This is a genomic window from Pseudomonas sp. Irchel s3b5, assembly GCF_900187435.1.
Lineage (GTDB): Bacteria > Pseudomonadota > Gammaproteobacteria > Pseudomonadales > Pseudomonadaceae > Aquipseudomonas.
Genome location: NZ_FYDY01000018.1, coordinates 1 through 24383 on the forward strand (window position 1 = coordinate 1; position 24383 = coordinate 24383).

The following is a 24383-nucleotide window of genomic DNA, read 5'->3' on the forward strand; positions in this document are numbered from 1 at the left end:
GCTCAGCAATCGTTGGTTACATCTTTGATTTCTCGCGGAGTAACTTGTGATGCTGATAATCTGTTGACTAGCAGTCTGACTCCACAAGCACCCACACGAATTGCTTGATTCAGTTGTTAAAGAGCGGTTGGTTAAGATCTTTCGTCTCAACCGAGGCGCGCATTCTACAGCAGCCTCATTTGCTGTCAAGTGGTTATTTTCAGAAGCTTTCAAGGATTTCCTTAACAACTTCAACCACTTGCGCTTCAGATCTCTCATCAGCGGGAGGCGAATTCTACAGCGTTACTCGCTGTTGTCAACACCTCTTTTTCAACTTCCTTTTGGCTTCGATGAACTGAAGCAACCTGCTGCCGAAAACTGCGTAACTCTTTGTTTACCAAGGAGTTTTCCATTTCGACTGCGCCGGAAGTGGGGCGAATTATAGGCTTCTAAAATTCGCCGTCAACCCCTTATTTCAGGCTTATTCGGATTTGAGCGTAATTCGCGCAAATGCCTTCTTGCCAGCCTGGCAAACGTGGGTCGCACCCAATGCATATATAAAGGTGCGATCAACAACCTCACCATCTATACGCACACCACCGGAACCCAGGAGATCTCGAGCGACAGCCGAGTTCTTCACCAAGCCTGCCTTATTAAGAACAGCGGCGATCGGCATATCTTCAGCAGCAGTCAATTCAATCTCAGGCAGATCATCCGGCAGCTCGCCATCCTTCATGCGGTTACCGGCAGCACGATGGGCGTTGGCCGCTGCCTCTTCACCATGGAAACGCGCAACGATCTCTTCAGCCAGCTTGATCTTGATGTCACGCGGATTTGCACCCGCCTCCACATCAGCGCGGAACGCATTGATCTCATCCATGGAGCGGAAGCTGAGTAGCTCGAAATAACGCCACATCAGCGCATCAGGAATGGAGACCAGCTTGCCGTACATCACACCCGGCGCTTCCTGGATGCCGACGTAGTTGCCCAACGACTTGGACATCTTCTTCACGCCATCCAGACCTTCCAGCAACGGCATGGTCAAAATGCACTGAGCCTCCTGACCGTAACTGCGCTGCAGCTCACGCCCCATCAGCAGGTTGAACTTCTGATCGGTACCACCCAATTCGACATCCGCACGCAACGCAACCGAGTCATAACCCTGGACCAGCGGATAGAGGAACTCGTGAATGGCGATGGGCTGATTGGTGGTGTAGCGCTTATCGAAGTCATCGCGCTCGAGCATGCGAGCCACGGTGTACTGGGAAGTCAGGCGAATGAAGTCGGCCGGCCCCATCTGATCCATCCAGGTGGAGTTGAATGCCACCTCGGTTTTGGCTGGATCCAGAATCTTGAAGACCTGAGTCTTGTAGGTCTCGGCATTCTCGAGGACTTGCTCGCGAGTGAGCGGCGGGCGCGTAGCACTCTTGCCGCTCGGATCACCGATCATGCCGGTGAAGTCACCTATAAGGAAGATCACCTGATGCCCCAGCTCCTGGAACTGGCGCAGCTTATTGATAAGCACGGTGTGACCCAAGTGCAAATCCGGCGCAGTCGGGTCGAAGCCTGCCTTAATACGCAGCGGCTGGCCACGTTTGAGCTTTTCGATCAGCTCGGACTCGACCAACAGTTCTTCCGCACCACGTTTGATCAGCGCTAGCTGCTCTTCAACCGACTTCATAACAGACCCGCAAGGCTCGAATTCAAAGGGGACCAACCATACAAGATCGGGCGTCAAATACAAGGTTTGCCCGGCACACGGAGGCCAATCCACAGACGGAGCGTCCGCAGACTTGCTTCAGAGATGATTTGGTTATATTTTATACAGTTATTTCATCTTCATCATGTCATTCATCTTTTCCAATTCATCTTTTCAAAGTCAAAACACTACTTATGACCAAAGAATCGTCTAAAGCGCCTCCGCTTTACCCGAAGACCCATCTGCTCGCAGCAAGTGGCATCGCCGCCCTCTTGAGCCTGGCGCTTCTGGTATTTCCATCCAGTGATGTAGAAGCCAAAAAGACAACCCTGAGTCTTGAACTGGAAAGCCCTGCTGAACAACTGACACAAGATCAAGACGCTGCTGAAGCCGTTGAAGCCACAAATGAGTCAGCAGCTTCTCCTTTTGCACAGATTGAAAATGGCGCAGAAGAGACTCAGGAAACCGCCGAAGCAGCTCCAGAGCCAGCGCCAGCAGTGGCGAACGTCGAAGAAAAGAAATCGGAAAGCCACCGGGAAGTGATCGTTGCCAAAGGCGATACCCTCTCCACATTGTTCGAAAAAGTAGGTCTTCCAACTACCTCGGTGAATGACGTCCTGGCGAGCGGCAAGCAGGCCAAACAGTTCACTCAGCTCAAGCGCGGGCAGAAACTCGAATTCGAACTGGGCCCGGATGGTCAGCTGACCAATTTGCACAGCAAGGTCAGTGACCTCGAAACCATCACCCTGACCAAGAACGAAAAGGGCTACACGTTCAACCGCGTTACCGCCAAGCCTACCGTGCGCTCGGCCTATGTTCATGGCGTGATCAACAGCTCCCTATCGCAATCCGCGGCCCGCGCAGGCCTGTCTCACAGCCTGACCATGGACATGGCCAGTGTGTTTGGCTATGACGTCGACTTTGCCCAGGACATTCGCCAGGGCGACGAATTCGACGTGATCTACGAGCAGAAGGTGGTCAACGGCAAGGCTGTCGGCAATGGCCCGATCCTGTCCGCACGCTTCACCAACCGCGGCAAAACCTATACCGCCGTGCGCTATACCAACAAGCAGGGAAACAGCAGTTACTACACCGCTGACGGCAACAGCATGCGCAAAGCGTTCATCCGCACGCCGGTGGACTTCGCCCGCATCAGTTCCAAGTTTTCCATGGGCCGCAAACACCCGATCCTGAACAAGATTCGCGCCCACAAAGGTGTCGACTACGCAGCCCCGCGCGGTACGCCGATCAAAGCTGCCGGTGACGGTAAAGTCTTGCTGGCCGGCCGCCGCGGCGGTTACGGCAACACCGTCATCATCCAGCACGGCAACACCTACCGCACGCTGTATGGCCACATGCAGGGCTTCGCCAAGGGCGTCAAGACTGGCGGCACGGTCAAGCAAGGTCAGGTCATCGGCTATATCGGCACCACCGGCCTCTCCACCGGCCCGCACTTGCACTATGAATTCCAGGTCAATGGCGTGCATGTTGATCCGTTGGGCCAGAAAGTAGCGATGGCCGATCCGATTTCCAAAGGTGAACGTGGGCGTTTCCTTGCTCAGAGCCAACCGCTGATGGCGCGCATGGATCAGGAAAAATCCACGCAGCTAGCTTCGGCCAAGCGCTAAGCCATGGCGCTCTACATAGGTGTGATGTCCGGGACCAGCCTTGATGGCCTGGACATAGCGCTGATCGAGCAAGCGCCGGCGATCAAGCTGATCGCCACCCATTACATTCCGATGCCTGATTCACTGCGCGCCGAGCTGCTGGGCTTGTGCGCCAGCGGGCCAGACGAGATTGCCCGCTCCGCAATCGCTCAACAGAATTGGGTAAAACTGGCCGCGCAGGGCGTGAATGCCCTCCTGACTCAGCAGCACATCAAGCCAGAAAGCATTCGTGCGATTGGCAGCCACGGCCAGACCATTCGCCATGAGCCGGCGCGCGGCTTCACGGTGCAGATCGGCAATCCAGCCCTGTTGACGGAGCTGACCGGCATCACCGTCGTTAGCGACTTTCGCAGCCGCGATGTCGCCGCTGGCGGGCAAGGCGCGCCGTTGGTCCCTGCCTTTCATGAAGCCCTTTTTGAGGAGCAGCCGGGGAATCGCGCAGTCCTCAATGTCGGCGGTTTCAGCAACCTCAGCCTGATCGAGCCCGGCAAGCCCGTTGCAGGTTTCGACTGCGGTCCGGGGAATGTGCTGATGGATGCGTGGATTCAACAGCAGCGCGGCGACAACTACGACCGAGACGGCCAATGGGCGGCCAGCGGCAAGGTGGAACCGCTCCTGTTAAAAGCATTGCTCAGCGATCCGTTCTTCGTGACCCAAGGCCCGAAAAGTACCGGTCGTGAAGTGTTCAACCTGCCATGGCTGATGCAGCACCTGTCCCAATTGCCCGCCTTTGCCGCCGAAGATGTCCAGGCAACGTTGCTGGAGCTAACCGCACTGACCATCATCGAATCACTGCAAAGTGCTCAGTTGAACACCCGGGAATTGTTGGTCTGTGGAGGCGGCGCGCGCAACGCAGCATTGATGAGTCGCCTGGCCAGCCTGCTGCCGAACGCAAAAGTCAGCAGCACCGCCGCTTATGGCGTCGATCCAGATTGGGTTGAAGCGATGGCCTTCGCCTGGCTCGCCCACTGCTGCCTCGAAGGCATCGCGGCCAACCGGCCCAGCGTCACCGGAGCCCGTGGATTGCGCGTACTCGGCGCCATCTACCCCGCATAAACGCCGGACAGTAAAACGCCGCAGGGCTGTGAGGCCATGCGGCGTTTTGATGATACCGACGCGCAGATCAGATCGAGAACGATGAACCGCAGCCACATGTAGTGGTCGCATTCGGGTTCTTGATAACGAAACGCGAACCTTCCAGACCTTCCTGGTAATCCACCTCGGCACCCGCCAGGTACTGGTAGCTCATCGGATCGACAACCAGACTCACACCTTCGCGCTCGACAATGGTGTCGTCATCGGCCACTTCTTCATCGAAGGTGAAGCCGTACTGAAAACCTGAACAACCACCGCCCGTAACGAATACGCGCAGCTTCAAGCGATCATTCCCCTCTTCATCGACCAGGCTCTTCACCTTGTGCGCGGCACCGTGGGTGAATTGCAAAGCCGTGGGGGTGAAGGATTCGACGCTCATGCAGACTATCTCCCGGCGTTACGCCGCCATAATGCGTGATGACGCGCATTATCCGCTTCTCCTAGAAAAGCGGTCAACTATTGTTATGGTATATCAACCAATCCAATCGCCGCCCCAGAATGCAAAAAGGCCCGTTCAACGGGCCTTTTTGCTGCTCGGAATAAGCCTTACGGCAACATGCCGGCGTGGGACAGACCCAGGCGCTCATCCAGCCCAAACAGGATGTTCATGTTCTGTACCGCCTGACCCGACGCACCTTTGACCAGGTTGTCGATCACCGACAACACCACCACCAGATCGCCATCCTGAGGACGATGCACAGCGATTCGGCACACGTTGGCACCGCGCACGCTGCGGGTTTCCGGGTGGCTGCCGGCCGGCATGACGTCGACGAACGGTTCGTTGGCATAGCGCCTTTCAAACAGCGCCTGCAGATCGACTGAGCGATCAACCACTGTCGCGTACAGCGTCGAGTGAATGCCACGGATCATTGGCGTCAGGTGAGGAACGAAGGTCAGCCCGACGTCCTTGCCTGCTGCACGACGCAAGCCCTGGCGAATTTCCGGCAAGTGACGGTGACCTTTGACGGCATAGGCCTTCATGCTTTCCGACGTCTCGGAGTACAGCGAACCTACAGAGGCGCCACGACCGGCGCCGCTGACACCGGACTTGCAGTCGGCAATCAGGTGCGATGCGTCGGCCAGACCTGCCTCGAGCAAAGGCAGGAAGCCCAACTGCGTGGCGGTTGGATAGCAACCCGGCACCGCAATCAGGCGCGCCTTCTTGATCTGCTCGCGATTGACTTCCGGCAGGCCGTAGACCGCTTCGTCCAGCAGCTCCGGTGCGCCGTGCGGCTGGCCGTACCACTTGGCCCATTCATCCGCGTCTTGCAGACGGAAGTCGGCCGACAGGTCGATGACCTTGGTCCCGGCCGCCAGCAATTCGCCCGCCAGGGCATGGGCAACACCGTGCGGCGTGGCGAAGAACACCACATCGCAAGCGCCCAGAGTCTTGATGTCCGGAACGCTGAACGCCAGGCCGTCGTAGTGGCCTCGCAGGTTCGGGTACATGTCGGCCACGGCCAGGCCAGCCTCGGATCGGGAAGTGATGACAACCACTTCAGCTTGCGGATGTTGCGCCAACAGACGCAGCAGTTCGACACCGGTGTAACCCGTGCCGCCGACGATACCGACCTTGACCATAAACCTGCCCTCAACGAACCCACTGGAAAGCCGTCGATAATAGGGGCCGCGCGCGCCTGCGACAACCGTCAAGGTGACGTGCGGACGCTCAAGCCTCTACTATTCCCGCTACCGTGAATCCTGGAATAACCAAAATGCTCTATCTGTGGCTCAAAGCTTTTCACATCATCAGCATCGTTTGCTGGTTTGCCGGCCTGTTCTACCTGCCGCGCCTGTTCGTTTATCACGCTCAAAGCGAAGACAGCGTCAGCAAAGAACGCTTCAGCATCATGGAGCGCAAGCTGTACCGGGGCATCATGGGCCCGGCAATGATTGCCACGCTGATCTTCGGTGGCTGGCTGATCAGCCTCAACCCGAGCGCATATTTCACCCAGGGTGGCTGGATGCATGCGAAGTTGACGCTGGTGGTGCTGCTGATCGGCTACCACCACATGTGCGGCGCCCAGGTAAAACGTTTTGCCCGTGGCGAAAACACCCGCAGCCATGTCTTTTATCGCTGGTTCAATGAGGTTCCGGTTCTGATATTGCTGGCAATCGTAATTCTGGTCGTGGTTCGGCCGTTTTAAATCCTACTGATCGTGATTTTCGGGGTACTTCCAATGTCGCTGCCCGCTTTGCTCGAACAACGTTTGCGTTTGCCTGTGGTGGCAGCGCCGATGTTTCTCATCTCCAACCCGCAATTGGTGCTGGCCTGCTGTCGCAACGGCGTGGTCGGCAGTTTTCCGGCCCTGAACCAACGCGAAAGCAGCGGGTTCAAGGCCTGGCTGGAAGAGATCGAAGCCGGGTTGGCGACCATGGACAACCCCGCACCCTACGCCGTGAACCTGATCGTCCATAACAGCAACCCACGGCTGCAAGCGGATCTGGAGATTTGCGTCGAACACAAAGTGCCGATCGTGATCACCAGCCTCGGCGCCGTCAAAGAACTGGTCGACGCGGTCCACAGCTACGGTGGACTGGTATTCCACGACGTCACCACCCGACGCCATGCCGAGAAAGCCGCCGAAGCCGGCGTGGACGGATTGATCGCTGTGGCCGCCGGTGCCGGTGGGCATGCCGGGACCTGGAGTCCGTTTTCGTTGATTGCCGAAATCCGCCAGTTCTTCGACAAGACCCTGCTGCTGGCTGGCTGCCTGAACCACGGTCACGAAATTCTCGCCGCGCAGTTGCTCGGTGCGGATTTGGCCTACTTCGGTACGCGCTTTATCGGCACCACCGAAAGTCATGCGCCTGACGCCTATAAAGAGATGCTGCTGGCAGCCAGAGCTGCTGACATCATCCATACTCCAGCGGTGTCAGGCGTTCCGGCGAGTTTTATGCGTCAAAGTCTGGAAGCCGCCGGTTTCGATATGTCTGCGCTGCAAGGCAAAGGCGAGATCAACTTCGGCTCCAAGCTCAAACCCATCAGCGATGAAGCCAAAGCCTGGAAAACCGTGTGGTCCGCGGGCCAGGGTGTCGGTGAGATCGATGATCTGCCAAGTGTTGATCAATTGGTCGCGCGTCTTGATGCGGAGTATCGCAAGGCACTTGAGCACGCGGCACAGCTACCCAAGCGCTGGCCACGTTGACAGTAACCCTTGGCCAGCCTGAATCGGCTGGCCTTGTGCGCGCCCAGGCCTGGATTTATTTTTTCAATCACTCGCGACAAGGATGCTACGAACATGGGCGAAAACCGTTTCAAGATCGTATTCGAAGGTGCGTTGCAGCCCGGTGTTGATATCGCCACTGCAAAGCTCAATCTTGCCGGGCTGTTCAACAGTGACGTGACGGCGATCGAACGCCTGTTCACCGGCCGACCGGTTGCACTCAAACGTGACCTGAGCCAGGTTGACGCTCAGGCCTATCTGCAAGCGCTGAACAAAACCGGGATCGACGCCCGCATCGAGACCGAGCCATCTGTAGAGCCGAACCTTGACGAGGTTCATGAGCATCACGGTGCTACTTCCGTCGATCCTCTGTCGCCTTACGCCCCACCCCGCGCAGACCTTGGAACAACCACCGCAGAATTCGCCACGCTCAAGCCATTCAGTTTCGAAGGGCGTATCGGTCGCTTGCGCTACCTGGCCTGGACGATGGTCCTGACCCTGATTCTCATGGCGGTTTGCGGGGTGTTTGTAGTGCTCGCCCTGGCCTTTATCGGTACCGACTCAACCGCAGGCCTGATTTTGGGTGGCCTGTTCGCTTTGATCCTGTTTGTCGCGTTCGTCTTCGTCGGCATTCAGTTCGCTGTCCAACGACTGCACGACATTGGCTGGTCGGGCTGGTTGTGGCTGATCAATCTCGTTCCGTTTGTAGGCAGTTTCTTTCCGCTTGTCACCACGGTAATGCCCGGCAACACTGGCCCCAATCGTTATGGTCCGCCACCTCCGCCCAACAGCACCGCGGTCAAGGTGCTGGCTTCGTTGTGGCTGGCGTTCGTAGCGCTGATGGTGGTGAGTATGTTGGCCGGTGGCTTCTCGACCCTTCAGCGAGGATTTGAAAACGCCGCTCAGAGCAACTACGACAGCAGCGCAGTCATCACCGAAGAAATCGACGTCGAGGCACAACCGGTGCCAAATTCCTCCGACGATGCAGCCGAAGACACCCCGCCCCCTGTAGACTCTGCGAAAGAATGAACAGCGCTCCTGGCCCGTGACACCTGCGTCGCGGCGTGGAGCTGTTGCGATGGAGAACTGCATGTCCCGTTACGCTCTGATCACTGGCGCATCCAGCGGCATCGGCCTGGCAATGGCAGAAGCCCTGGCACGGCGCGGCCGAAACCTGATTCTGGTGGCCCGACAACGTGATCAGCTGGAAAGTATTGCGATTGAACTGACTCAGCGCTTTGGCGTGGAAGTGCTGTTTCGCGCCTGCGACCTGGGTGAACCGCTGCGCCTGTCCGGGTTCCTGCTGGAACTGGAAGAAGGTGAGCGGCAGATCGACCTGCTCGTCAACTGTGCCGGCATCGGTACATGCGGCCCGTTCCTGGCCCAGGACTGGATGACAGAGCAGGACTTGATCGAAGTGAACATCCTCGCCCTTACCCGCCTCTGCCACGCCATCGGCAACAGCATGGCGTTGCAGGGCGGCGGGCAGATTCTGAACGTCGCCTCGGTGGCGGCGTTCCAGCCGGGACCGTGGATGAGCACTTACTACGCCAGCAAGGCCTATGTGCTGCATTTTTCCGAAGGTTTGCGAGTCGAGCTGGAAAAATGTGCGGTAAAGGTTTCGGTACTCTGCCCCGGCCCCACCCGCACGGCGTTTTTCCGCACGGCGCAGCTGAACACGGAGAAATTGACCGACAGCAAATTGCTGATGAGTCCTGAAGAAGTGGCGCTGTACACCGTGCGCGCCCTGGAAAAGAATCGGGCGATCATTATTCCGGGACGACGCAATCGCTGGCTCGCCTTCCTCCCCCGTCTCGGCTCTCGCTGGCTGACCCGCACCATCGCCGGCATGATCAACAAGGCTTACTGCCCGCGCTGATCAACATCAAGGTAAAAGGCTGGGCGCTGGCATAACCCGTGAGTACACTCAGGCCAGCCCAAACAACGGAGAAAACAGCTGTGGATACTCTGTTCACCAAGATCATCAACCGGGAAATCCCGGCGAAGATCATTTACGAGGACGACCAGGTTCTGGCCTTCCACGACATCGCCCCGCAGGCGCCGGTGCATTTTCTGGTGATCCCGAAAAAACCGGTGCGCACCCTGAACGACCTGACCGAGGCCGACAAGGCATTGGCCGGGCACATTCTGTTCACCGCCCAGCGCCTGGCCCTGGAACTGGGGTGCGAAAAAGGTTTCCGCGTCGTGATGAACTGTAATGAAGAAGGCGGACAAACTGTCTATCACATTCATATGCATGTGCTGGGTCAGCGCCAGATGCATTGGCCGCCGGGCTGAGTCCAGGCTCGCAAAAAATCGCAGCCTTCGGCAGCTCCTTGTATCGCGAACCTGCCGAAGGCTGCGATCTTTTCATCTTGACCCAGCGCAAACCTTCCTCGGCCGATTGGGTTAAACTGGCCGCCGAGATTCCTCCGGAGGTCAGCATGACTACCCAACGTCACTACTCGCCAATTGACCGTCTTCTGCTGCAAGCAGACGCCGCGATGCGTACTTTGTTGCCCTCCAGTGGCCACCCGTACCGTCCGTCGCCGGCCATCGTGCAGCCGGACGCAAAAATGAGCGACGAAGACACCCGCCACGTTGCCGGCCTGATGCGTATCAACCATACCGGCGAAGTCTGTGCCCAGGCGCTGTACCAAGGCCAGGCGTTGACCGCCAAGCTGCCGCAAGTGCGTGCCGCCATGGAACACGCCGCCGAAGAAGAAATCGACCATCTGGTCTGGTGCGAACAACGCATCCATCAGTTGGGCAGCCACACCAGCATTCTTAATCCGCTGTTCTACGGCATGTCGTTCGGGATTGGTGCCGTTGCCGGTTTGATCAGTGACAAGGTCAGCCTGGGTTTTGTCGCAGCGACTGAAGACCAGGTATGCAAGCACCTGAACGAACATCTGGAACAACTGCCGGCCGAGGACGAAAAGTCCCGGGCGATTCTCAAGCAAATGCGCATTGATGAAGAGCAGCATGCCGAAAGCGCGCTGGATGCGGGCGGGTTCCGTTTTCCGGCGCCGGTGAAGTTCGGGATGAGTCTGATGGCCAAGGTGATGACCAAGAGTACTTATCGGATCTGAGGGTTCTGTTGCGTGACAGGGCCTCTTCGCAGGCAAGCCCGCTCCTACAGGGGTTTGCGACGGACATGAAAAAGGCGACCGAGGTCGCCTTTTTTTGTGTTCGAGAATCTTACGACATGTTGCGTGCGTAGAAGATTTCGAGCATTTCGTGCTTCACCCGCTCGGTCACCTGAGTGCGCTGCCCAGAGGACAGGCTGCTGGTGGCGTCGCCGAACAGGTAGTTATCCAGTTCGAAGTTCTTCAGCAGCATTTTGGTGTGGAACAGGTTTTCCTGGTACACGTTCACGTCGGTCATCTGGTACGCGTCGCGAGTGTCTTCGGAAAGGTAGTTCTGGATCGAATTGATCTCGTGGTCGATGAAGTGCTTTTTGCCTTCAACGTCACGGGTGAAACCGCGCACACGGTAATCCACAGTCACGATGTCCGAATCGAACTGGTGAATGAGGAAGTTGAGCGCTTTAAGCGGTGAAATAACCCCACAAGTCGACACGTCGATATCCACACGGAAGGTTGCAATACCGTCGACCGGATGGATTTCCGGGTAGGTGTGCACCGTGATGTGGCTCTTGTCGAGGTGGGCCAGGATGATTTCCGGCAGCGGGCCCGGGGACTCTTCGATCTGACTCTCGGTCGGGGTTACCGGCTCTTCGGAGATCAGGATCGTGACGCTGGCGCCCTGTGGCTCATAGTCCTGACTGGCAATATTCAGGATGTTGGCACCAATGATATCGACAACTTCCGTGAGGATCTGCGTCAGGCGTTTGGCGTTGTACTCTTTATTGATGTACTCGACGTAAGCCTGTTGGTCTTGCGGGGTTTCCGCGTAGCAGATGTCATAGATGTTGAAGCTCAAGGTCTTTGTCAGGTTATTGAACCCGTGGAGCTTGAGTTTGCTTTTCACCGTTAGAAACTCTCTGTGTGTTTGCGGCCCGGCCGCGTGATCAAGCATGCCCGTCAGATGCGAACAACGCACCTGCGTAGGACGGTTAACACCTCTTCGCGATGGCGATTTTGGTTGTCTGTTCGGATGCGCAACCAGTCGGATGACCAGCTACGACCCTGAAAAAAGTGGCGCATTATGCAGACGTCCGCTTGGGATCGCCAGAGTCTGCACTGCTTTTATGATAGTTGAATGTCGATTCAACCGAGTTCGATGATCTCGTAGTCGTGGGTGATCGCCACGCCTGCCGCACCGAGCATGATCGACGCCGAGCAATATTTCTCGGCGGACAGCTCGATGGCGCGTTTGACCTGGGCTTCTTTCAAGCCGCGGCCCTTGACCACGAAATGCATGTGGATCTTGGTGAACACCTTTGGATCTTCGGTCGCACGCTCGGCTTCGAGGAAGGCTTCACAGCTTTCCACTGCCTGGCGGGACTTCTTGAGGATGCTGACCACATCGAAATTGCTGCAACCGCCGACACCCAGCAGGAGCATTTCCATCGGCCGGACACCCAGGTTACGACCGCCGGCATCGGGCGGACCGTCCATGACCACGACATGACCGCTACCGGATTCGCCGAGGAACATGGCTTCGCCAGCCCATTGGATGCGTGCCTTCATCGCCAAGACTCCACTGTTTAAAAAAGGGTCGCCAGCTTAGCACAGGGCCCTTGATTGGCAGCGGTTGCGTTCCTAGGACATAACCATTAGCCCCATAGGTAATTTCTCGAATATTGTAGGAAGTGTCTGATAAGCTGGCGCCAATTCGCTGACGCAGCGTCAGCCTTGTCGCTGTTTTTTCCGCTCATAAAAAAACCAAATACACCGTGCAGTTTTTTCGGGATACAACCATGGTTGCTCTTGCCCCCACCCCCAGGATCAAAAACCTCGACAAGCTGTTGATGCATTGCCAACGCCGTCGCTATCAGGCCAAGAGCAACATCATTTGCGCCGGTGACCGATCGGAGACGCTGTTCTTCATCATCAAAGGATCGGTCACCATCCTGATCGAAGATGACGATGGTCGGGAGATGATCATCGCGTACCTGAATGCCGGGGACTTCTTTGGCGAACTGGGCCTGTTCGAACAGGCAGGCCTGGAGCAGGAGCGAAGCGCCTGGGTGCGGGCAAAGGTCGAATGCGAAGTCGCGGAAATCAGCTATGCGAAGTTCCGTGAATTGTCGCAGCTGGATCCAGACATTCTTTACGTGCTGAGCGGACAAATCGCACAACGCCTGCGCAACACCACACGCAAGGTCGGTGACCTGGCGTTCTTCGACGTCACCGGTCGCGTTGCGCGTTGCTTGCTGGAGCTGTGCAAGCAGCCGGACGCCATGACTCACCCCGACGGGATGCAGATCAAGGTAACCCGTCAGGAAATCGGGCGGATTGTCGGTTGCTCGCGAGAGATGGTCGGTCGCGTGCTCAAGGATCTGGAAGAACGCAACCTGGTGGACGTCAAAGGCAAGACCATGGTGGTCTTCGGCACGCGATAAGCTCGAAAAGCTAGCGGCTGAACATCTGCTCGAGCACCAGCCGGTAAAGCTCATCGAGACGCGCCAGCGCATCCGGTGCGGTGTATTTCTCATGCAGGGCGATGTGGCTTTCGGCGCGCACCCGTTGTTCGAGCCCACACGCCTCGTTGAAGCGGTTGACCGCCGCAACCATCGACTCTCGCTCGTTATCGATCAACATCGCACCGTGCACCAGTCCCACCGGACGTTGACCGCCCTGACTCTGACGCCAGCGCTGGGCGGTACCGACCATCTTGCGTCCGTCCAGGTTGACGTTGAAGCGGCCATCGCAGAACGCTCCCTCGATTTCACCCAGGGACGATCTGCCGCCCAACTCATCCAGCATCTGACAGATCGGATCGCACAAACGGCGGTAGCCGGATTCGATGCGGTTCAAGTCGCCTTCGCTGCGGGGTGGGGCGTAGACCAGGGCGATGTTGATCGTGGTGGCTGATTGCGGGACAGGTTCGCCACCGGTATCGCGCAACAACACGGGCCAGCCTGCTGCCGCCGACACCTCACATGCCGATTCAAAACCTGGCAGGCGACTCAAGCGGCGCGGCATGACCAAGGCTTGATCGCTTGGTTGCCAGAACAGCAGGCCGAAATTGTCGTCGCCGGCACAGACTGATGCCAGCAAGTCCTGTTCGGCTTGCAAGCCCGCTTCGATGGTCAGGGAGACAGGTGAGGTCATAAGGGAATCCGTCGGACACAACGTCTGTGGTGTTTCTTATGCCGCTATCGCGAGCAAGCTCCTACAGGGGATTTGCTTACGCCAAAAATCCAATGTAGAAGCGCACTTGCTCGCGATGCTTTTTAGTCGAGGGTCGAACCGCTGACAGGCACGCCGCGCTCAGGGAAGAACAAACGCTGCAACTCAGTGCCCGGGCTTTCAGCGCGCATGAATGCTTCACCGACCAGGAACGCGTAGACGTCGCTGATTTCCATCAACTCGACATCGGCGCGGTTGAAGATGCCGCTTTCGGTGATCACCAAACGATCGCGAGGGATACGCGGCAGCAGGTCGAGCGTGGTTTCGAGGCTGACGTCGAAGGTGTGCAGGTTGCGGTTGTTGATGCCGACCAGCGGAGTGTCGAGGGTTTTCAATGCCCGCTCCAACTCGTCGCCATCGTGGACTTCCACCAGCACATCGAGATTGACGCTTTTGGCCACGGCCGCCAGCTCGGCCATTTTCACGTCATCCAGTGCGGAAACGATCAACAGCACGCAATCGGCGCCCAAGGCGCGCGCTTCGACGATCTGGTACGGATCGATCATGAAATCCTTGCGGATCACCGGCAGGCTGCACGCCGCTCGTGCCTGTTGCAGATACGCGTCAGCCCCCTGGAAGAAGTCGATATCGGTGAGCACCGACAGGCAGGTTGCGCCGCCCTTCTCGTAGCTTTTAGCGATGTCGGCGGGAACGAAGTTCTCACGGATCACGCCTTTGCTCGGCGAAGCCTTCTTGATTTCAGCAATGACTGCCGGCTGTTTCAGCTTGGCCTGAGCCAGCAGCGCCTTGGCAAAACCACGGGGTGCATCGGCCGCCTTGGCCAGACTTTCCAGCTCGGCGAGGCTGACGCGAGCGCGACGCTCGGCAACTTCCTCAACCTTGCGCGCCAGAATGTTTTCCAGAACCGTCGGCACACTCATCCCTCATTCTCCACTTTGAATACCGCGGTAAACGCACCCAGCTCCTCGAGTTTTTCCCGAGCGAGGCCGGTGTGCAGCGCATCGTGCGCCAAGGCAACGCCTTCTTTGAGACTGCTGGCATGGTCGGCGGCGTACAGCGCGGCACCGGCATTGAGCATGATCATCTCGGCAGCCTTCTGACCGTTTTCGGTCTTGCGCTTGCCCAGGGCATCGCGAATCAGTTCCAGGGACGCCTCCGGGCTTTCGACCGCCAGCCCATGCAGACTCTGGCTCTTCATGCCAAGGTCTTCCGGTTCGACCCAATACTCGGTGATCTGGTCGTCTTTCAGTTCGGCGACAAAGGTCGGCGCTGCGAGGCTGAACTCGTCCAGACCATCCTTCGAATGCACCACCAACACGTGCTTGCTGCCCAGGCGCTGCAACACTTCAGCCAATGGCCGGCACAGCGTTTGGGTGAACACGCCCACCACCTGGTGTTTAACACCGGCCGGATTCGTAAGCGGGCCGAGCATGTTGAACAAAGTGCGCAAGCCCAGGTCCTTGCGCGGACCCGCGGCGTACTTCATGGCACGGTGGTGAGTCTGGGCAAACATGAAGCCGATGCCGACGTTGTCGATGCAACGCGCGACTTGCACCGGCGTCAGGCTCAGGTAGATACCCGCCGCCTCCAGCAGGTCGGCACTGCCGCTCTTGCCCGAGACCGCGCGGTTGCCATGCTTGGCCACGGTGCAACCGGCCGCCGAGACTACGAAGGCCGAAGCCGTCGACACGTTGAAGATGTTCGCGCCGTCGCCGCCGGTGCCAACCACATCGACTACACCGTGGAGGGTCTTGAGCTCGACCTTGTCTGCCAGCTCACGCATGACCGATACGGCGCCGACGATTTCGTCGATGCTTTCGCTCTTCATGCGCATGGCCATCATGAACGCGCCGATCTGCGCGTCCGTGCATTGTCCGGTCATGATTTCACGCATCACATCGCGCATTTCTTCGGTGCTGAGGTCGAGGTGTTCGACGATACGGCCCAGGGCTGTCTTGATATTCATGAGTCGTCCTTAGCGCGTGCCGCCGGTTTGTTTGAGGAAGTTGGCGAACAGTTCGTGGCCCTGCTCGGTGAGGATCGACTCAGGGTGAAACTGCACGCCCTCGATGTTCAAGGTCTTGTGGCGCAGGCCCATGATCTCGTCGACCGAGCCGTCTTCAAGCTGGGTCCAGGCGGTCAGCTCGAGGCAATCGGGCAGGGTTTCGCGTTTGACGATCAATGAATGATAGCGCGTGACCGTCAGCGGACGGTTCAAACCTTCGAATACACCTTTGTCCTCGTGGAACACCGGGCTGGTTTTGCCGTGCATGACCTGACGGGCACGCACCACATCGCCGCCAAAGGCCTGACCGATGGACTGATGGCCCAGGCACACGCCCAGAATCGGCAGCTTGCCGGCGAAATGCTTGATCGCTTCGATCGAGATGCCGGCTTCGGTCGGGGTGCAGGGACCGGGCGACACAACAATGCGCTCAGGGTTGAGGGCTTCGATTTCGGCGATGGTGAGTTCATCGTTGCGCACGACTTTGACCTGGGAGCCGAGCTCACCAAGGTATTGCACAACGTTGTAGGTAAAAGAGTCGTAGTTATCGATCATCAGCAACATGGCGTTAAGAACCTCTTGAATTCACTGACTACTAATACGGCGCTCGATTGCATCGCCCGCAGCGTCCAGCGCTTGATCGCTCAAGGCGGCCGGCATACGGGCAGTCATCGGTCAGCCTTGCGGAGTTTGTTCAGCCAGCGCCACGGCGCGGAACATGGCGCGGCGCTTGTTCAGGGTTTCTTCCCATTCCAGCGCCGGCACCGAGTCGGCGACGATGCCGCCACCGGCCTGTACGTGCAGTTCGCCGTCCTTGATCACCGCCGTGCGGATCGCAATCGCGGTGTCCATGTTGCCGTTCCAGGCGAAGTAACCGACCGCGCCGCCATACACGCCACGCTTGACCGGCTCCAGTTCGTCGATGATTTCCATTGCACGAATTTTCGGTGCGCCAGACAAGGTGCCCGCCGGCAGAATCGCCCGCAGTGCATCCATCGCCGTCAGCCCGGCTTTCAATTGCCCGGTGACGTTGGACACGATGTGCATCACGTTGGAGTAACGCTCGATGACCATCTTCTCGGTCAGTTTCACCGAGCCGATTTCCGAAACGCGACCGGTGTCGTTACGACCCAGGTCGATCAGCATCAAATGCTCGGCGATTTCCTTGTCGTCGGACAGCAAGTCCTTTTCCAGCGCCAGATCCGCCTCTTCGCTGGCGCCCCGTGGACGGGTGCCGGCAATCGGGCGCACGGTGATCAGGTTGTCTTCGACCCGCACCAGCACTTCTGGTGAACTGCCGACGACGTGGAAGTCGCCGAAGTTGAAGAAGTACATGTATGGCGTCGGGTTGAAGCAGCGCAGCGCACGGTACAGATCAATCGGCGCGGCCTTGAAGTCGATCGACATGCGCTGGGACGGCACGACCTGCATGCAGTCACCGGCCAGGATGTATTCCTTGATGGTGTCGACGGCTTTTTCGTAATCGTTCTGGGTGAAGCTCGAACGGAAGACTGGATCAGCCGACTGTTGCTGGCTGAAATCCAGGCCACGGCGCGGGGTGATCGGCTGACGGAGTTTTTCCAGCAGCGCCTCCAGGCGGGCGCGACCTTGTTCGAAAGCATCTTCCTGCGCCGGATCGGCCAGGACGATGGCGTGCATCTTGCCAGCGAGGTTGTCGAACACCACCACGGCGTCGGACACCATCAGCAGAATGTCCGGCACGCCCAGCGGATCCGGGTTCGGGCACTTGCCCAGACGCTTCTCCACATAACGCACGCAGTCATAGCCGAAGTAACCCACCAGGCCGCCGTTGAAGCGCGGCAGGCCGGCGATGGTCGGCACGTTGTAGCGGGCCTTGAAGGTCTCGACGAAGGCCAGCGGGTCTTCGACGTCGTGGCTTTCGGTCTCGATGCCATCGACGGTCACGCTGACGTGATGATCGTGAACCCGCAGCACGGTGCGGCACGGCAGGCCGATGATCGAGTAACGGCCCCACTTCTCGCCGCCCTGTACGGATTCCAGCAGGTAGGAATTGGGCTCGTCGGCCAGTTTCAGGTAGATCGACAACGGCGTGTCGAAGTCAGCCAGGGTTTCACAGGCAAGCGGGATACGGTTATAGCCGGCAGCGGCCAAACGCAGGAATTCTTCGCGGATCATGAGGTGCCTCGTGGCATGAGGGTCAAACGGTCAGGTGTGCAAACGCGCCGGATTACCGGCCAGGATCAAGTCAGGCGCGCCAACGCCAGCGGGCCAGGGCCTTCATGACTTTCATCCAGAGTTTGCGAGTGACCACCACGATGGCGTTTCCAGAAGGGGGTTTAACAGCGTCGGCCAACGTTATCTCAGCGGCCGGATCCAGGCAACCGGGAATTAGCATGCGCAGATCATCGATCACCAGGGCCGGTGACTCTTCGGCAATCGGTCGTCCGTGGTTATAGCCGTAGCTCAGGGCGACGCACTGGACCCCCGCGGCTTTCGCCGCCAGCACATCGCTGCGCGAATCGCCGACGAACAAGGACTGCGACGCCGGAATGTTGGCCATTTTCATCACGAAAAACAGCGCAGCCGGGTCGGGTTTTTGCTGTGGCAGGGTGTCACCACCGATGATCCAGCGGAAATACCGGCCGATCTTCATCTGATCCAGCAGCGGCGCGACGAATCGCTCCGGCTTGTTGGTGATCAGCGCCATCTCGACACCCTGCTTTTTCAGCCAGCGGAGGGTGTCACGAACGCCGGGATAGACCACGGTCAGCTCATGGCTTTCGCCATAGGCCTGCATGAAATACTCCAGCGCCCGCTCGGCTTCGCTGTCATCAACCGCCGAATGATCGATGCCGCCGGCCAGTGCACGACGCACCAGCACCGGCGCGCCATTGCCGACCCATTCGCGCACGGCCCCAAGGCCCGCAGGCTCGCGACCGAGTTTGAGCAGCATGTTATCCACAGCCGCCGCCAGGTCCGGGACCGAATCGATCAGCGTACCGTCCAGATCGAACATCACCAGCCGTGGCAGACGCCCCGGAAAAAGCTGCTCAAAACCACTCATGGGCGCGCCAGTGCCAGTTCGGAGCGCATCTTGTCGATGACTTCCTGATAGTTCGGCGCATTGAAAATGGCCGAGCCGGCGACGAAGGTGTCAGCACCGGCCGCGGCGATTTCACGAATGTTGTTCACGTTCACGCCGCCGTCGATTTCCAGGCGGATGTCACGGCCCGAAGCATCGATCAATGCCCGCGCTTCACGCAGCTTGTCGAGGGTGCCGGGGATGAATTTCTGCCCGCCGAAGCCTGGGTTGACGCTCATCAGCAAGATCATGTCGACCTTGTCCATCACGTACTTGAGCACGTCCAGCGGGGTCGCCGGGTTGAACACCAGGCCCGACTTGCAGCCGCCTTCGCGGATCAGTTGCAGGGAGCGATCGACGTGCTGGCTGGCTTCCGGGTGGAAGGTGATGTAGGTCGCACCGGCTTCGATGAAGTCGCCAACGATGCGGTCCACAGGGCTGACCATCAGGTGCGCGTCGATCGGCGCAGTCACGCCGTACTTGCGAAGCGCCGCACAGACCATCGGGCCGATGGTCAGGTTGGGCACGTAGTGGTTATCCATGACATCGAAGTGCACGAAGTCGGCGCCGGCGGCCAGGACGTTATCCACTTCTTCACCCAGGCGGGCGAAGTCGGCGGAGAGAATCGACGGAGCAATTACGAAGGGCTGCATGACGCACCTTTTCTGAGCAGAATCACGATGGCGCGCATTGTATACCTCATACTTTGGCGCGCGCACCGTGAGCGCGATGATTGGACCTGGCCATCATCCCTGATCAGCGAAGGCCCTAGTACGCCGCGCGATAGATCTTTTCGATATCGACGGCATTCAGCTTGCGCGGATTGTTGCGCATCAGGCGCTCGATCCCCGCCGCTTCCACGGCCATGGCCGGGATGGCGTCTTCGGGAACGCCGAAACTGCGCAACCCCTGTGGAATCTCCACTGCCGCGCACAATTCAGTCATGGCAACCACGGCTTTGTCCGCCGCCTCATTGGTACTCAGGTGAGCGGTCTGCACCCCCATGGCCTCAGCGATATCCTGCATGCGCTCGACACAGGCCATCTTGTTCCAGGTCATGACATAGGGCAGGAGCAAGGCATTGCTCACCCCGTGCGCAATGTTGAACCGCCCGCCCAGCGGGTACGCCAGCGCATGCACCGCGCCGACCCCGGCATTACCGAATGCCATGCCCGCCATCAGGCTGGCGGTGGCCATGTCTTCCCGGGCTTGCAGGTTCGACGGGTTGGCGTATGCCTTGGGCAATGCCTTGGTGATCAGTTTGATGGCGCCAATCGCCAGCGCGTCGGTAATCGGCGAGGCGTTGACCGACAGATAGGATTCGATGGCATGCACCAAGGCATCGACACCACTGGCGGCGGTGACGCTGCGTGGGCACGTCAGGGTCATCTGCGGGCTGACCAGCGCCACATCGGGCAGCAAATAATCGCTGACGATGCCCTTCTTCAGCTGCGCGACCTTGTCGGAAAGAATCGCCACATTGGTCACTTCCGAGCCGGTGCCGGCAGTGGTCGGAATGGCGATCAGCGGTGGGCCTTTGCGCGGCACCTGGTCGACGCCGAACAGATCCTCCAGCGCGCCGTGATAACCCGCATAGGCAGCCACACTCTTGGCGATGTCGATGGCACTGCCGCCGCCGAGGCCGATCAAACCGTCATGCCCGCCATCGCGATAGACCTGCATGCAGTCTTCGACGATGGCGATTTCCGGGTCCGGCAACACGCGATCAAAAATTTCGTACGTCCGCCCCCCGAGCTGCGCCAGAGCGAGCTCTACCGTGCCGGATTTGACCAGCGCGGCGTCGGTGACGATCAGTGGGTTGTCGATATCCAGACGCGTGAGTTCGGCAGCGAGTTGCTCGATAGCCCCTGCGCCGGTGATCAGTTTGTGAGCGATTTTGAAAGAGGAAAGACCCATGTGCGCAGCCTCTTATAGGTAGGGGAGCTGGGCACAATAGTAGCTGGGGATTGCGGGTTGTCTGCCATTCAGGTCATGAATGACCCACGCCTGACACGACCCTGTAGGAGCCGGCTTGCCGGCGAAAGCGGTGTATCAGGCACACCGCGTTGCACCATTCGCCAGCAAGCCGGCTCCTGCAAGAAGCGGTATCAGACCTGCGCGGTACGCAGTTTTTCGCTACGGCCTCGCAGCCATTCCAGGGTCAGCAACAGCACCACCGAGAACGCGATCAGCAGCGTCGCGGCGGCGGCGATGGTCGGGCTGAGGTTTTCGCGGATGCCGCTGAACATCTGCCGTGGCAAGGTCGCCTGCTCGGGACCAGCGAGGAACAGTGTCACCACCACTTCGTCGAACGAGGTCGCGAAGGCGAACAGTGCACCGGAAATCACACCCGGCGCGATCAACGGCAACGTCACGCGACGGAACGCGACCAGCGGCGAAGCACCGAGGCTCGCAGCGGCACGCACCAGATTGTGGTTAAACCCCTGCAACGTCGCCGACACAGTGATGATCACAAACGGCACACCCAGCACCGCATGCACCACGATCAACGAGAAGAAGCTGTTACCCAATCCCAGCGGAGCAAAGAACAGGTAACTGGCCACACCGATGATCACCACCGGCACCACCATCGGCGAAATCACCAACGCCATCACCAGCGCTTTGCCGGGGAAGTCGCCCCGGGTCAGGCCGATCGCCGCCAGTGTGCCGAAGACCATGGCCAGCACGGTGGCCGCCGGGGCGACAATGATGCTGTTCTTCAGGGCGCGCATCCATTCTGCCGAGGCGAAGAAGTCTTGGTACCACTGCAGCGAGAAGCCTTGCAGCGGGTACACCAGGAAACTGCCGGAGTTGAACGACAGCGGAATGATCACCAGCACCGGCAGGATCAGGAACAACAGAATCAAGCCGCAGAGAATCCGCAAGCTGTAGAACCACACCCGTTCGATGGGCGACATGTAAGGACTCAGCATTTCGTTTTCCCCTTAGCTCAGGCGCAGGCGGCTCGCGCCCACCAGCCAGCTGTAAATCAGATAAAGCACGACCGTCGCCAACAGCAGCAGCCCACCGAGTGCGGTCGCCATGCCCCAGTTGATGCTGGTGTTGGTGTAGAAGGCGACGAAGTAGCTGACCATTTGATCGTTCGGGCTGCCCAGCAGAGCCGGGGTGATGTAGTAGCCGATGGCGAGGATGAACACCAACAGGCAACCGGCGCCGACACCGGCATAGGTCTGCGGGAAGTAGACCCGCCAGAAACTGGCGAACGGATGGCAGCCGAGAGAAATCGCGGCGCGCATGTAGGTCGGCGAGATGCCTTTCATCACGCTGTAGATCGGCAGGATCATGAACGGCAGCAGGATGTGCACCATCGAGATGTAGACACCGACGCGGTTGAACACCAGCTCGATCGGTTTATCGATGATGCCCATGGCCATCAGGCCGCTGTTGATCAGGCCACCCGATTGCAGCAACACGATCCACGCCGCGACCCGCACCAGGATCGACGTCCAGAATGGCAGCAGCACCAGAATCATCAGCAGGTTGCTCTGCCGCGACGGCAGATTGGCCAACAGGTACGCCAGTGGATACGCCAGCACCAGGCAGATCACGGTAATGACCAGACCCATCCAGAAGGTGCGGGCGAAAATGTCGAGGTAGATCGCCTGGTCCGGGGTGGCCGGGGCGATTTCGCCGAGGTCGTCGATGCGGTGATCGACAGCCGCGAGCAGGTAATACGGGGTGATGCTGCTGGTGTTGCGGCGAACTGCTTGCCAGTAGGCCGGGTCGCCCCAACGCTCGTCGAGACCTTCCAGCGCTTCTTTATAAGAAGCTGGTTCGGTGGCGAACGGCAAGGCGCGGGCGGTTTTGGTCAGCAGGCTGCGGTAGCCGGCCAGTTCCATGTTCAGGCGTTTGGACAGATCGCCCAGGGTCTGATTCTTGCGAGCCTCGGCGAGGTCTTCGGCCGCTGCTTTATAAACCGGTTCAGCGGGCAGGCCTCGGCCATCCCAGCTGGCGATGGCGGTCACGGTGCGCGGCATGCCGCCGACCACTTCGGGGTTGCCAACGCTTTTGTAGAGCAGCGCCACGATCGGCACCAGGAACACCAGCAACAGAAACAGCACCAGCGGCGCGATCAGCGCCTGGGCCTTCCAGCGGTTGACCCGCTCGGCGTGCTTGAGCCGTTGCTTCAAGGTGGGGTCAGTGCCCGCGTTCACGGGAACGGCGATAGCCATGGCGTACTCCGGAAATCTTTGATCGTTACAGAGGTGGCGCTTCTTGAGGACAAGGCCACCTCTGTTCTTGATAACACTCATCACCTGTAGGAGCCTGGCTTGCCAGCGATGAACGATAACGGGGTCTGGCTGATACACCGTGTCGCCCGGATCGCTGGCAAGCCAGCTCCTACAGGTTCAATCGCTGCTTACTTCGCCGCCCAGGAATTGAAGCGCTGTTCCAGTTGCTCGCCGTTGTCAGCCCAGAAGCTGACGTCGATCTGCACCTGGTTGGCGATGTTTTCCGGGGTGGTCGGCATGTCTTTCAGGACATCCTTGGCCAGCAACGGTACGGCCTGGATATTCGCCGGGCCGTAAGCGATGTTTTCCGAGTAGGTCTTCTGCTGCTGCGGCTGTACCGAGAAGGCGATGAATTTCTTCGCCGCTTCGGCGCGCTTGGCGTCCAGACCTTTTGGAATGGCCCATGCGTCGAAGTCGTAGATGCCGCCGTTCCACACCACTTTCAGGTTGCTTTCTTTTTGCACGGCAGCGATGCGGCCGTTGTAGGCCGAGCTCATGACCACGTCACCGGAAGCGAGGTACTGCGGCGGTTGTGCGCCGGCTTCCCACCACTGAATGCTTGGCTTGAGCTCATCGAGTTTCTTGAACGCGCGGTCCTGACCCTCTTTGCCGGCCAGCACTTTGTAGACGTCTTTCGGCGCAACGCCGTCGGCCATCAGTGCGAATTCCAGGGTGTACTTGGCGCCTTTACGCAGGCCACGCTTGCCCGGGAACTGCTTGGTGTCCCAGAAATCCACCCAACTGGTCGGTGCGGTTTTCAGCTTGTCGGCGTTGTAGGCCAACACGGTCGACCACACGAAGAAGCCCACGCCGCATGGCTGGATGGCGCCTTTGACGTAGTCTTCGGTTTTGCCGAACAGCGCCGGGTCCAGTTGCTCGAACATGTCTTCGTCGCAACCACGGGACAGTTCTGGCGACTCAACCTCTACCAGGTCCCAGGACACGCTCTTGGTGTCGACCATGGCTTTGACCTTGGCCATTTCACCGTTGTACTCGCCGGCGACGATCTTGCCGTTGCCTGCCGCTTCCCACGGTGCGTAGAAGGCTTTGACCTGCGCGGCCTTGTTCGCCCCGCCAAATGACACCACGGTCAGGTCCGGGCCCGCGGCCATTGCGCCAGACGCGCCGATCATGCCCAGTGCCAATGCGGTGAATTTCAGGGATCTCAACATT

Annotated in this window: 25 protein-coding genes; 9 read left to right on the forward strand and 16 right to left on the reverse strand. The window is 58.9% G+C overall.

What is annotated here, in order from left to right:
- Positions 1-460: 460 nt before the first annotated feature.
- Positions 461-1660 carry a tyrosine--tRNA ligase gene (gene tyrS, locus CKW15_RS18250; RefSeq protein ID WP_095061583.1) on the reverse strand — a complete coding sequence of 400 codons (1200 nt, stop codon included), beginning with the start codon at positions 1658-1660 and terminating at the stop codon, positions 461-463.
- A gap of 212 nt (positions 1661-1872) precedes the next feature.
- Between tyrS and CKW15_RS18255 the strand changes: the two genes are divergently transcribed.
- Positions 1873-3306 carry a peptidoglycan DD-metalloendopeptidase family protein gene (locus CKW15_RS18255; RefSeq protein ID WP_095061581.1) on the forward strand — a complete coding sequence of 478 codons (1434 nt, stop codon included), beginning with the start codon at positions 1873-1875 and terminating at the stop codon, positions 3304-3306.
- A gap of 3 nt (positions 3307-3309) precedes the next feature.
- Positions 3310-4401 carry an anhydro-N-acetylmuramic acid kinase gene (locus CKW15_RS18260; RefSeq protein WP_095061579.1) on the forward strand — a complete coding sequence of 364 codons (1092 nt, stop codon included), beginning with the start codon at positions 3310-3312 and terminating at the stop codon, positions 4399-4401.
- A gap of 67 nt (positions 4402-4468) precedes the next feature.
- On the opposite strand, the gene erpA is transcribed toward CKW15_RS18260, so the two are convergent.
- Both erpA and argC read right to left on the reverse strand, forming a co-directional pair.
- The gene (gene erpA, locus CKW15_RS18265) at positions 4469-4819 is read right to left on the reverse strand and encodes an iron-sulfur cluster insertion protein ErpA (RefSeq protein ID WP_027617200.1); all 351 of its coding nucleotides are present in this window, start codon (positions 4817-4819) and stop codon (positions 4469-4471) included.
- A gap of 167 nt (positions 4820-4986) precedes the next feature.
- Positions 4987-6021 (reverse strand): N-acetyl-gamma-glutamyl-phosphate reductase, encoded by a 1035-nt coding sequence (gene argC, locus CKW15_RS18270; protein WP_095152558.1) that lies wholly within the window; start codon positions 6019-6021, stop codon positions 4987-4989.
- Positions 6022-6155: 134 nt separating this feature from the next.
- Here argC and hemJ point away from each other — a divergent pair, with 134 nt between their 5' ends.
- From hemJ to coq7, 6 genes are all read left to right on the forward strand, one after another.
- Positions 6156-6587: a protoporphyrinogen oxidase HemJ gene (gene hemJ, locus CKW15_RS18275; RefSeq protein ID WP_095061575.1), complete on the forward strand. Its 432-nt coding sequence runs from the start codon at positions 6156-6158 to the stop codon at positions 6585-6587.
- Positions 6588-6620: 33 nt separating this feature from the next.
- A complete protein-coding gene (locus tag CKW15_RS18280) occupies positions 6621-7589 on the forward strand; it encodes a nitronate monooxygenase family protein (RefSeq protein ID WP_095061573.1) in 969 nt (322 codons plus the stop codon).
- 93 nt (positions 7590-7682) lie between these two features.
- Positions 7683-8636: a DUF805 domain-containing protein gene (locus CKW15_RS18285; RefSeq protein WP_095061571.1), complete on the forward strand. Its 954-nt coding sequence runs from the start codon at positions 7683-7685 to the stop codon at positions 8634-8636.
- 61 nt (positions 8637-8697) lie between these two features.
- On the forward strand, positions 8698-9486 hold the full coding sequence (locus tag CKW15_RS18290; RefSeq protein ID WP_095061569.1) for an SDR family oxidoreductase: 789 nt from the start codon (positions 8698-8700) through the stop codon (positions 9484-9486).
- An 80-nt stretch (positions 9487-9566) separates the two neighbouring features.
- Positions 9567-9905 (forward strand): histidine triad nucleotide-binding protein, encoded by a 339-nt coding sequence (locus CKW15_RS18295; protein ID WP_095061567.1) that lies wholly within the window; start codon positions 9567-9569, stop codon positions 9903-9905.
- 146 nt (positions 9906-10051) lie between these two features.
- Positions 10052-10699, forward strand: a complete 648-nt coding sequence (gene coq7, locus CKW15_RS18300; RefSeq protein ID WP_095061586.1) for a 2-polyprenyl-3-methyl-6-methoxy-1,4-benzoquinone monooxygenase — start codon at positions 10052-10054, stop codon at positions 10697-10699.
- Positions 10700-10808: 109 nt separating this feature from the next.
- On the opposite strand, the gene speD is transcribed toward coq7, so the two are convergent.
- Both speD and CKW15_RS18310 read right to left on the reverse strand, forming a co-directional pair.
- Positions 10809-11600, reverse strand: coding sequence for an adenosylmethionine decarboxylase (gene speD, locus CKW15_RS18305; RefSeq protein ID WP_095061565.1), 792 nt, complete (start codon positions 11598-11600; stop codon positions 10809-10811).
- A 239-nt stretch (positions 11601-11839) separates the two neighbouring features.
- Positions 11840-12262, reverse strand: coding sequence for an OsmC family protein (locus CKW15_RS18310; RefSeq protein ID WP_007941657.1), 423 nt, complete (start codon positions 12260-12262; stop codon positions 11840-11842).
- Between the two features lie 230 nt (positions 12263-12492).
- Here CKW15_RS18310 and crp point away from each other — a divergent pair, with 230 nt between their 5' ends.
- On the forward strand, positions 12493-13137 hold the full coding sequence (gene crp, locus CKW15_RS18315; protein WP_095061563.1) for a cAMP-activated global transcriptional regulator CRP: 645 nt from the start codon (positions 12493-12495) through the stop codon (positions 13135-13137).
- A 10-nt stretch (positions 13138-13147) separates the two neighbouring features.
- On the opposite strand, the gene CKW15_RS18320 is transcribed toward crp, so the two are convergent.
- From CKW15_RS18320 to CKW15_RS18370, 11 genes are all read right to left on the reverse strand, one after another.
- Positions 13148-13849 carry a lipoate--protein ligase family protein gene (locus CKW15_RS18320; RefSeq protein ID WP_095061561.1) on the reverse strand — a complete coding sequence of 234 codons (702 nt, stop codon included), beginning with the start codon at positions 13847-13849 and terminating at the stop codon, positions 13148-13150.
- A 122-nt stretch (positions 13850-13971) separates the two neighbouring features.
- Entirely contained in the window at positions 13972-14808 is an 837-nt protein-coding gene (trpC, locus tag CKW15_RS18325) for an indole-3-glycerol phosphate synthase TrpC (RefSeq protein WP_095061559.1), read from the reverse strand.
- A complete protein-coding gene (trpD, locus tag CKW15_RS18330; RefSeq protein ID WP_095061557.1) occupies positions 14805-15854 on the reverse strand; it encodes an anthranilate phosphoribosyltransferase in 1050 nt (349 codons plus the stop codon). The genes trpC and trpD overlap by 4 nt, the downstream gene beginning before the upstream one ends.
- A gap of 9 nt (positions 15855-15863) precedes the next feature.
- Positions 15864-16457, reverse strand: coding sequence for an aminodeoxychorismate/anthranilate synthase component II (locus tag CKW15_RS18335; RefSeq protein ID WP_007906885.1), 594 nt, complete (start codon positions 16455-16457; stop codon positions 15864-15866).
- A gap of 111 nt (positions 16458-16568) precedes the next feature.
- Entirely contained in the window at positions 16569-18050 is a 1482-nt protein-coding gene (trpE, locus tag CKW15_RS18340) for an anthranilate synthase component I (protein WP_095061555.1), read from the reverse strand.
- Positions 18051-18120: 70 nt separating this feature from the next.
- A complete protein-coding gene (locus CKW15_RS18345; protein WP_095061551.1) occupies positions 18121-18939 on the reverse strand; it encodes a phosphoglycolate phosphatase in 819 nt (272 codons plus the stop codon).
- Entirely contained in the window at positions 18936-19610 is a 675-nt protein-coding gene (gene rpe / locus CKW15_RS18350) for a ribulose-phosphate 3-epimerase (protein WP_095061548.1), read from the reverse strand. The genes CKW15_RS18345 and rpe overlap by 4 nt, the downstream gene beginning before the upstream one ends.
- Positions 19611-19725: 115 nt before the next feature.
- The gene (locus CKW15_RS18355) at positions 19726-20874 is read right to left on the reverse strand and encodes an iron-containing alcohol dehydrogenase (protein WP_095061546.1); all 1149 of its coding nucleotides are present in this window, start codon (positions 20872-20874) and stop codon (positions 19726-19728) included.
- Between the two features lie 191 nt (positions 20875-21065).
- Positions 21066-21890 carry an ABC transporter permease gene (locus tag CKW15_RS18360; protein WP_095061544.1) on the reverse strand — a complete coding sequence of 275 codons (825 nt, stop codon included), beginning with the start codon at positions 21888-21890 and terminating at the stop codon, positions 21066-21068.
- 12 nt (positions 21891-21902) lie between these two features.
- The gene (locus CKW15_RS18365) at positions 21903-23150 is read right to left on the reverse strand and encodes an ABC transporter permease (protein WP_095061543.1); all 1248 of its coding nucleotides are present in this window, start codon (positions 23148-23150) and stop codon (positions 21903-21905) included.
- Between the two features lie 188 nt (positions 23151-23338).
- Positions 23339-24382, reverse strand: coding sequence for an ABC transporter substrate-binding protein (locus tag CKW15_RS18370; protein WP_095061541.1), 1044 nt, complete (start codon positions 24380-24382; stop codon positions 23339-23341).
- Between the last annotated feature and the right edge of the window lies 1 nt (position 24383).